The organism is Rhizobium sp. LARHSG275 (assembly GCF_052871115.1).
Map to the genome: position 1 here is coordinate 20,620 of NZ_JBIXJN010000041.1, position 9,893 is coordinate 30,512.

The 9,893-nt window shown below is 63.4% G+C and carries 8 protein-coding genes; 2 read left to right on the forward strand and 6 right to left on the reverse strand.

The features are described 5' to 3' along the window. Positions 1-51 precede the first annotated feature (51 nt). The 4 genes from ACIPSK_RS32270 to ACIPSK_RS32285 form a co-directional block, all read right to left on the reverse strand. Positions 52-603, reverse strand: a complete 552-nt coding sequence (locus ACIPSK_RS32270) for a hypothetical protein (RefSeq protein ID WP_017964521.1) — start codon at positions 601-603, stop codon at positions 52-54. Positions 604-813: 210 nt separating this feature from the next. Beyond that, positions 814-1,893, reverse strand: coding sequence for a YcjF family protein (locus ACIPSK_RS32275; RefSeq protein ID WP_162119645.1), 1,080 nt, complete (start codon positions 1,891-1,893; stop codon positions 814-816). Next, positions 1,890-3,365 carry a YcjX family protein gene (locus ACIPSK_RS32280; RefSeq protein ID WP_162119644.1) on the reverse strand — a complete coding sequence of 492 codons (1,476 nt, stop codon included), beginning with the start codon at positions 3,363-3,365 and terminating at the stop codon, positions 1,890-1,892. Before ACIPSK_RS32280 ends, ACIPSK_RS32275 begins: the two co-directional genes overlap by 4 nt. 75 nt (positions 3,366-3,440) lie before the next feature. After that, positions 3,441-3,935: a SixA phosphatase family protein gene (locus tag ACIPSK_RS32285; protein ID WP_162119643.1), complete on the reverse strand. Its 495-nt coding sequence runs from the start codon at positions 3,933-3,935 to the stop codon at positions 3,441-3,443. Between the two features lie 276 nt (positions 3,936-4,211). On the opposite strand from ACIPSK_RS32285, the gene dksA reads away from it, so the two are divergent. Continuing rightward, positions 4,212-4,631 carry an RNA polymerase-binding protein DksA gene (gene dksA, locus ACIPSK_RS32290; protein ID WP_017964517.1) on the forward strand — a complete coding sequence of 140 codons (420 nt, stop codon included), beginning with the start codon at positions 4,212-4,214 and terminating at the stop codon, positions 4,629-4,631. Between the two features lie 63 nt (positions 4,632-4,694). Here dksA and ACIPSK_RS32295 read toward each other — a convergent pair whose 3' ends face one another. Further along, positions 4,695-5,330 (reverse strand): DUF1062 domain-containing protein, encoded by a 636-nt coding sequence (locus ACIPSK_RS32295; protein ID WP_168724997.1) that lies wholly within the window; start codon positions 5,328-5,330, stop codon positions 4,695-4,697. A 382-nt stretch (positions 5,331-5,712) separates the two neighbouring features. Continuing rightward, positions 5,713-6,783, reverse strand: coding sequence for a flagellar biosynthetic protein FliO (locus ACIPSK_RS32300; protein WP_162119641.1), 1,071 nt, complete (start codon positions 6,781-6,783; stop codon positions 5,713-5,715). 300 nt (positions 6,784-7,083) lie between these two features. On the opposite strand from ACIPSK_RS32300, the gene cckA reads away from it, so the two are divergent. Then, positions 7,084-9,687 (forward strand): cell cycle histidine kinase CckA, encoded by a 2,604-nt coding sequence (cckA, locus tag ACIPSK_RS32305; RefSeq protein WP_162119640.1) that lies wholly within the window; start codon positions 7,084-7,086, stop codon positions 9,685-9,687. The last annotated feature ends 206 nt before the right edge of the window (positions 9,688-9,893 follow it).

The window sequence follows — 9,893 nt, forward strand, 5'->3', positions numbered from 1 at the left end:
CGCAAAACGGCGGGAACCCGCCGCTTCAGGAAAATCCGCTGTAGGATTTGCCTACTCGATGGAACCGACGGCCATCTCGTCGACCTGGCGGGTCAGCGTCAGGCCGATGACCGGCACCATCTGGCTTTCGACCTTGACCGAAACGGTGACGTTCATCGTCTTGTCGTCGCGCACGCGGGCGATCATTGCGCCATTCAGCTTGGCGCGGTTGATGCCGACGACGACGGTATCCTCGGAGACGGCGCCGGAGACGACGTCAAGGCCCTTGCCGGCGGCGCCGTCGAGGAACTTGCCCTTGTAGGTCGAGCCCGACTGCGAGATGACGGCGGTCATCGGCTGCTTGAAGACGCCGACGCGGCAGGTGCCGTCGAGTTTGATGCCGGCGCTGCTGTCGCCTGTGGGCTCACCGATCAGGTTGCAGGTGAATTTCGTGCCCTTATATTTGCCGGCGACGATTTCGCCGGGGCCCTTCCATGAGCCGGCGACGGAATCGAAGAAGGCCTTGTCACGGGTTGCAGCAGTGGCTGCCGGAGCGACATCTGCGACGGGAGACAATGCCGCGGCGGCCAAGCCGCATACGATGAGAAACTTGCGCGAATACATGGATTTTCCTTGGCAAACACCACTCACGAACTGGCTGCAAGTTTTGCCGAAGAATGGTTAATCCTTCCTTTCAATTGTGCCGAAATGCGAGGCGGCGTAAGGCTTTCGTGCGACGGCGATTTTAAACTCCCGTCACTAGATCATTGAATCTGTTGAAACTTCTCTGGCATTACGCAAGGGGAGTCGAAAGCTGCGGAATCGCTGTTTCGTTCAAGGATTGTTGCCGCGCGGCGACATGGACGGGGTGAGATCGCCGATGAAATCACCGATTCCCGGCCGCTTCAGGGCGCGGAAGGCGAGCGGACGGCAGAGATCCATTGCCGCGATTCCAATGCGGGCAGTCATCAGCCCGTTGATGACGCCTTCACCCAGTCGGGCTGAGAGCTTGGACGCCAGTCCATGGCCGAGCACTTGCTGCACCAGGCTGTCGCCGACGGCGATCGAGCCGGTGACGGCCAGATGCGCCAGCACGTCGCGCAGCAGGCGGAACATGCCGAGCGTGCCGGGACGGCCGCCGTAAAGCTCGGCCATGGCGCGAATGAGGCGCACGGCCTCATAGAGCACGTAGAGCAGGTCGACCACGGCGCGCGGGCTGACGGCGGTGACGATCGAGACGCGCTTGGAGGCATTGACGATCAGGGCGCGGGCCTTGCGGTCGAGCGGAGCGAGCAGTTCGCGTTCGGCCAGCGCGATCAGATGCGGGGGATCGATGACCTCGCCCTCGGTCGCCTTCAGCGTCGCACGGCCCTTTGACGTCTCGGGATTTGCCGAGAGCAGCGCAGTCAGCTGGGCGACGACGGCGCGCGCCTTGGCCGGCCGAGTCTCGAGGATCGCCGCCTCGGCCTCGGCCTTGATCTTCTGGACGGCGGCAAGGCGCATCATGCCGATGGTTTCGCGGATGGCGAGGGCGAGTACGGCGAGAATGCCGACCGCCAGCACGGCAAGGGCCGCATAGCCCAGCCAGTCGGCGCGGGTGAAGAGATCGCGGATCAGGCTATCGGTCCAGAGGCCGATGGCGAGCGACAGCAGGATGCCGAAGGCGCCGGCGGCGATCTTGCCGAAGGAGGTCCGCCGCTTGCGCGGCGCTGCAACGGGGACCGCGCTCAGATCCTTGTCGGGATTGAGGAAGGGATCGTCCTCATCAGGCGTCACGACGATATGCTCCGAGAAGCTTTCCGGCTTGCGCCGCTCACCTCCTTGCCGGCCGTTGTCACGCCGCTCGGTGGCTTCGTCCTCATAGCTGAAGGCGGCGGGCGCGCGGCGCGGCGGATCGGACGGGGGCTTGCTCATGCGAGACGGTCTCCGAACAGAAACTGCATGGCACGGTCGAGGCGAATATGCGGCACCGACAGCTTGATGCCGCCGCCGGTTTCCTCAAGATGCGGCGGGCGGAACCTGACGACATTGACATCGGGCAGCTGCACACCGGTTACACGCGAGGCGATGAGGTCGAACAGGCTTTCCGGATCCTCCGGCAGGTCGCCGGGAAAGATCGCGGTCTTTCTCTGGCCGTCAAAGCGCTCGCCGGCAATGGCTTCGCCCTCCATCGGCGTACCGACGATGACCGGCAGTTCATGGCCGTCACGCTTGACGGTCGCCTCGCGGGTGGCCCGCACGGAGGCAAGCGCCATGACGTCGATGCCGGCGCCGGCGATGCCGATGCGGTCGATGGCGCGGTCCACCAGGCGGCGGGTCAGCGCGTCGAGCCGGTCGTGGCTTTCATGGTGGAGATGATCGGCCTTGGTGGCGGCAACCAGTACGCGGTCGATGCGCCGCCCGAGCAGGGAGGAGAGCAGCGAATTGGTGCCGGGGCGGAAGCAGGCAAGCACGTCGGTCAGCGCGCGCTCCAAGTCCTGCACGGCTTCGGGGCCGCGGTTCATCGCCTGCAGCGCATCGACCAGGACGATCTGGCGGTCGAGGCGGGCGAAATGCTCGCGGAAGAAGGGTTTGACGACGATGGATTTATAGGCCTCGTAGCGCCGCTCCATCATTGTCCAGAGCGAGCCGCGGCCAGGGCGCCCGTCCGGCGGCAGAGCCAGCGGCGCAAAGGTCAATGCCGGCGAGCCGTCGAGATCGCCGGGCAGGAGCAGGCGGCCAGGCGGCAGGGTGGAAAGCGAGCGTTCGTCGGCCTTGCAGGCTTTGAGGTAATCGGCAAAAGCGGCGGCGAGGTCGCGGGCGATCATCTCGTCGGCGCCGGCATGGATGTCAGTGGCGCGCGTCAGCGCCAGCCATGGGCGCGACAGCTCGGAGCGGACCCCGGTTTCGGCAAGCGCCAACGTTTCCTCGCTGAACGTGCGGTAATCCTTGCCGAGCAGCGGCAGGTCGAGCAACCATTCGCCGGGATAATCGACGATATCGATCGACAGGCGGCCGGGCGAAAACAACCGGTTCCAGCCGCTGGCGCTCTGATAATCCAGCGTGATGCGCAGCTCGGAGATGGCGCGGGTCGAATCCGGCCAGATACGGTCCTTCACCAGCGCGCGGATATGGTCCTCATACTGGAAGCGCGGCACGGCATCATCCGGCTGCGGTTCCAGCCGCACCGCCGAGACGCGGCCGGATTGGACCGGCTCGAACAGCGGCAGTCGGCCGCCATGCAGCAGATTGTGAACCAATGAGGAGATGAAGACCGTCTTGCCGGAGCGGGAGAGCCCGGTAACGCCGAGCCGCACGGTCGGATTGACGAGGCCGCTCGCCCGGTCGGCGAGATTGTCGAAGGCGATGCGGGCGTCATCGGCAAAGGATGTCAGTCGTGGCGGCAAGGCGCAATTCCGGTTGGTGACTGACGGCAATATAGGAAGGGCGCGCCGCCCGCGAAAGAAGAGGCGCGAAAGTCTTCAGACGACCACGAAATCGGCGAGGCGCCAGACGGCGGCGGAAGCGTCGTAATCGACGACCGCAAGGCCTGCCGTCGGGAAGCCGCCGGGAAGGGCGCCTGCCATAGCCTCGTGACCGATCAGCGCCTCCAGCGCCTGCTCCATTGTCGGATTGTGGCCGACCAGCATGACAGCAGCCTCATCCTGCGAATCGATGATCTCGAGATAGTTGTCGACCGTGGCGTTATAGAGCGCGTCGACATAACGAACCTCGAGCGTAAGGCCCATCGCCCGGTACACCGCATCGGCGGTCTCGCGGCAGCGCAGCGCCGTAGAACTGATCAGAAGATCGGGACGGTAGCCCTTGTCGGCGGTCTTATCGGCGATGATTTCGGCATCGCCGAAGCCCTTTTCGTTGAGCGGCCGGTCGAAATCGCGCTGCCCGGGTTCGGCCCCGGCGGCCTCGGCGTGACGCAGCAGATAGACGCGGTTGGGCGGAGGCAGGGGTACGGTCATGGGCAAATCCAAGATCCAGCGGGCCTTTTCAGTAGCGGTTGCAATCGGCCGGCGTCAACCGTCAGCGCTGCTCCAGCTGCCCAAAACGCGGCCGATAACACGGCGTTTTGAAGGCGAAGCAAAAAACGCAGGCCGGAATAATGATGAGAAAATAGTCTGTTAGCCGAAAACTGTGACAGATTTAAAAATCTGTTTACCTGTCGTATTTGGCTTGAATCGCGGCTAGCGCTTGGGATATACACCCCGCCAGATGAGATGTTCTTCAGGAGAATCGCGTTGAGTGAGAAGATCGATCTTAGCAATTACGTTCCCTCGGAAGAGGAAGAGTTCATGAACGTAAACCAGCGTGCCTATTTCAGGGCCAAGCTGGTTGCATGGAGAAATGATATCCTTAGAGAAGCGCGCGAGACACTCGACCATCTGGCCGAGGAAAGCGCAAATCATCCTGATCTCGCTGACCGAGCGTCGTCGGAAACAGATCGGGCGATCGAACTTCGCGCCCGTGACCGGCAGAGAAAGCTGATTTCCAAAATCGATGCGGCACTGCAGCGCATCGAAGACGGCACCTACGGCTATTGCGAGGAAACCGGCGAACCGATCGGCCTCAAGCGCCTCGACGCCCGCCCGATCGCGACACTGTCGATCGAGGCGCAGGAGCGTCACGAACGCCGCGAAAAAGTCTATCGCGACGAATGAGAGTTTTCATGCAGGCATGAGAGCAGAATAGGCGCCGCAATCCGATCGCGGCGCCTTTTACAATTACGGTGCGCTTCCGGTCGCCACAGACCTCCACCATTGCTCCCGGCCGGTCTCGGCGGTGACGTCTACTGCAAGCTTGGTGCCGTTCTTGATCCGCCGCCGCAAAACGTCGGCTCGATTCGAATCCGTCCGTAGCATGCCACCATCGTGAAGAGCTTGTAGCCGGGTGCGTGAAACTTGCAACTCGGACGCCAGCAGGCGGTCGAGGCGCGTGCTTGATGGAAACGGGACCATCAGTTCGATTTCCAGTCTCGTCCAATTGGCAATGTCCTGCTGCATCTCTTTTGCGATTTCAAATTCGGCAAACTCGTCGACACGTTGCGACTTGCGCCTGAGAGCTTCGAGGTTGAAGGTTTCTGCCCGGATCCAATCCGGATCGTTGGACTGCAATGCCTCGAAGACTGCGGGATCGATATCGCGAACATTGCGACGCTCGAAGATCGGACGGTTCCATGTCTTTTCGCAGGTCGAGCATTTGTAGATAAGCCAGGCATCGAGCTTGCGGCCATTGGCGTTGAGCCGGATCTTGTCGCTGCATCGGAAAGCTCTGAGGCCCCCGCAGCCGCTGCATACAATCCAGGGCTGGGGCGCTATTTTCGCCAGAATGGTCCATCGGACCCGTAGGGTATTGCACATATCGCGCTGGTCTTCCGTTCGGAAGTCCACCAAGATGGTGCTTGAGAAAACCCCTACGGGCGCGGTGTGGCGATGTTGTGGGCGGCTGAAGAGCTGAGACAGCGGAGCTGCACATGGCACATTGTAACAATGCCAGACCGGTCTCTCGCCACCACCCGATGAACGTGTTCATACGCCGTCAGCGTGTCGCTGTCCGGCAGTACGGGTGAAACTGGAGTGAGACCGGTATTTACTTAGGCAAAGTATGACCTCGACGCGCCAATGCTCTTCAACCGAAGCGATAACAAATTATCAGCACAAGATGGAGCCCCCTGACACATCGGGAACTAAAAGTCGCCGCATTGCGGCTTTTATGCAACTTGAAGCCGGACTGCGTTTCCGCTCACTTGTCGCGGTTGACGCTCATCTCGCCGAAGATGCGGGCGACTTCCTTTTGCAGATCGGTATCGGCGCCGGTGATCGGGGCCATTTCCGGATCGCGGCGCGGCAGGTTTCCGGGTTGCGGCGCTCCGGGCCGGGGCGCCTGGTTTGCCGGCGCCGGCACGATGCGTTCAGCTGTCAGATTATTCGACATTTCCTGTTCCAGCACCCGCTGGAAATCAAGACGGCTCGCTGCTGCCGACTGCGCAGCCGCATCGTCTTCGGCGCTACCAGGTGCGGCGCGTGCGGCCGCCGGCATCTCCTGGACAGGCGGGGCGGAGACCTCGGGTTCGATGCGGTGCTGCGGCAGCACGCGCTGACGGGCGGCTTCGAGGATCTCGGCGGCACTTGAGGTATCGTGGAACGGTGCGGGCTGCGCCGCTGGGGGAGCGGCGGGACGCTCCGGCGGGCGTGGCTGGGGCGGGGCAGCACGCAGAGGATTGTCGCGTTCGGCCGACAGGGGAGCAGTCACCGGCTCTGCCGGAAGAGGGCTCGTGACCACCGGCGGTGCCACAGCCGGCTGGACTGGCGGTCGGATCGACGGTTGGGTCGACGGCTCTGGTCGCGGGCGCGGCTCTGGCGAAGCCGGCGCAGCGAAAGAGGGCTCGGCGGCGGGCTCGACGCGGGCTGCGACCGGCGGGCGCGGTGGCGTTTCCTGTGGCATTTCCGGCGGCGCGACGGATATCGGCCGCTGCTCGACGGGTTGCGGGCGGCTGGCGCTGTCCGGCTGTTCGGCCGCTGCCGGCAGGATGCGGCTTTCGATAACGATATCGCTCGGGCCGCCGATCATGATCAGGTGCTCGACGTCGTCCCGGCGCACCAGCACCAGCCGGCGACGGGCATCGACGGCTGCGGCATCCAGCACCTGCAGGCGGGGCTGGCGGTTGCGGCCGCCGCGCACGAAGGGCGAGGGCGCCCGGCTGCGGATCACCCAGAGCACGAGGATGAGCAGGAGAAGCGCCAGACCGACGCCACCGGCCGCAAGCAGGAAACGGCTGCCATAAGCTCCGACAACATCATCCAACATAGTCACTCACTCCATTTCGCATTCAGCACATATTGACGACTTTTCCGTTCCTTAGGCAAGGGCCGCCGGTGCTGTCCAGTCACGGGAGAACGCGATTTCGTGTTCCGCTGCTTGGTACCCGGCGACCTTGCATCCGGGCGGCTGCGCTGCGCTTTCGGGGCAGATGGCGCTGTTGCCTGTGAATTCAAGCAGTCTTGCCGGCTAGCGGTGTTTTTGCCGACGCGGCAAATTGCTAAGAAGGTAAAGAGTGCCTGATTCCTGCTTCGTGTTCGTGCTACGAAGCAGGAGGGCTTATGTGAGGAATATATGACGAAACCGCGTCAGGCCGACGACTATAACGCACCGCTTGTGGATCGTGGGGGGCGTTCTGGCACGGTCTTGCGCATTCTTCTGCTGGCGCTCGTGCTGATCGCGGCGGCCGGCGCCTTCGTCTTCTTCAAAAAATCGCTCGACAACGAGGTCGTGCTTGGCGGTCTCGGCGTGCTCGCCATGGTCGGCATCTTCTTCCTGGTATCCTCGGTCATCGGCTTCATCGAGGTGATGCCGCAGCGCCAATCCGACAGTCTGGCGCGCGCCTTCCTCAACAGCCATCCCGACGGTACGCTGATCACCGACGAAAAGGGCCGGATCATCTATGCCAATGCCGCCTATGGCGCGCTGACCGGCGCGCGCAAGGCGACCGAGGTGCAGACGCTGGAAACGTTGCTGTCGCGCCACCGCGAATCCAACGAGGCGCTCTACAGGCTGGTCAACGGCCTGCGCGAGGGCAAGGAAGGCCGGGAGGAATTTCGCCTGCTGCGCGCCGTCGGGCCTGGCAGCAACAGTTCCGGCGCGCATTGGTACCGGCTGAAGGCGCGGCTGCTGCGGCCGGAGGAGAACGGCGGCAAACCGCTGCAGATCTGGCAGATCACCGACATCACCACTGAGCGCGACGACCAGGAGCGCTTCTTCAAGGAATTGCAGAACGCGATCGACTATCTCGACCATGCGCCGGCCGGCTTCTTTTCCGCCGGCAGGAAGGGTGAGATCTTCTACCTGAATGCGACGCTTGCCGAATGGCTGGGCCTTGACCTCACCAAATTCGTACCGGGCTCGATGACGATCGGCGACGTCGTGGCGGGCGAGGGACTGGCGCTGATCCAGTCGGTGCAGGCCGAACCGGGTCTCAAGAAGACCGTGACGCTCGATCTCGACCTGCGCAAGAGCAACGGCCAGAGCCTGCCGGTGCAGATCATCCATAGCGTCACCTCGATGCGCGACGGCGCGCCCGGCGAAAGCCGGACGATCGTTTTGGCGCGTGAAAAGAGCGATGCCGGCAGCCAGTCCGCTTCGGCCGCCGCCATGCGCTTCACGCGCTTCTTCAACAATACGCCGATGGCGATCGCCTCGGTCGACGGCAACGGGCGCATCTTGCGGACCAATGCGCCGTTCCTGAAGATGTTCTCCGGCGTGGTTTCGCGCGACGATCTCGAAAAGGCGCCGCATCTTGAAACCATCGTGCAGGAGAGCGACCGGCCGCAGCTGGCCGCGGCGCTGGCGGCGGCCAAGGACCGGCAGGGCGACATCGCGCCCCTCGACACCCGCACGCCGACCGACGAGGCGCGCTATTTCCGCTTCTATGTCAATGCCGTCATCGACCAGAGCGACGAGGCGCCCGAGGAGGCGGCGATCGTCTATGCCGTCGAGGTGACCGAGCAGAAGGCGCTGGAAGCGCAGATGGCGCAGACGCAGAAGATGAATGCTGTGGGAACGCTTGCCGGCGGCATCGCGCATGATTTCAACAACGTGCTGACGGCGATCCTGCTTTCCGCCGACCACCTGTTGCTGCAGGCGCGGCCGGCCGATGCCAGCTTTGCAGACCTGATAGAGATCAAGCGCAACGCCAACCGCGCCGCCGTGCTGGTGCGCCAGCTGCTGGCCTTCTCGCGCAAGCAGACGATGCGGCCCTCGGTGCTGAACCTCACCGATGTTGTCGGCGACCTGCGCATGCTGGTCGATCGGCTGCTTTCCGGCACCAATGTCAAGCTCGACGTGCAATATGGCCGCGACCTCTGGCCGGTCAAAACTGACCTTTCGCAGTTCGAGCAAGTGCTGATCAACCTCTGCGTCAATGCCCGCGACGCGATGCCCGACGGCGGCACGTTGACACTGCGCACCCGCAATCTGACCGCCGCCGAGGTCTCGGCCTTCAATTACTCCTATATGCCGGCCGAGGACATGGTGCTGGTCGAAGTCGCCGATAACGGCACCGGTATCGCGCCCGAAATCATGGACAAGATCTTCGAGCCCTTCTTCACCACCAAGGATGTCGGCAAGGGCACGGGACTTGGCCTCGCCATGGTCTACGGCATCGTCAAACAGTCGGGGGGCTATATCCAGCCGGAATCCGAAGTCGGCAAGGGCACGACCTTCCGCGTCTTCCTGCCGCGCCACATCCCAGAGCCGGCAGTGGCGGCAGAAGCGGGTTCGATCGATGGCGCCATCGCCGGGGCCGACGTGGCGCCGCTGCCGGTATCGCCGCAGCAGCCGGAAGACCTGACGGGATCGGCCGTCATCCTTCTCGTCGAGGACGAGGAGGCGGTGCGCCGCGGCGGCAAACGCATGCTGGAAACGCGCGGCTATACCGTGCACGAGGCGGGCTCGGGCGTCGAGGCGCTGGCGATCTTGGAAGAACTCGACGGCAAGGTCGACATCGTTGTCTCCGACGTCGTCATGCCCGAAATGGACGGCCCGACGCTGCTGCGCGAGCTGCGTAAGACCTATCCCGACATGAAGTTCATCTTCGTCTCGGGTTATGCCGAAGATGCCTTCGCCCGCAATCTGCCGCCGGAGGCGAAATTCGGATTTTTGCCGAAGCCGTTTTCGCTGAAGCAGCTTGCTGTTGTGGTGAAAGAGACGTTGGACGGGTGAGGGGCGGTGGCGTCGGAGGGCACTTTGTGCCGTGCCGCACCCCCCCTCTGCCCTGCCGGGCATCTCCCCCACAAGGAGGCTAGGGCATATACATATCTCGCAAAGCCCATCCATCGGCGACGGCTCGAAAGTATTTGAGGCCGTTGAAGAAGGTGATTGGGCCCGGCGGCTTGGCCGAGGCGTAGCCGTTCCAGCCGCCGAGCTTG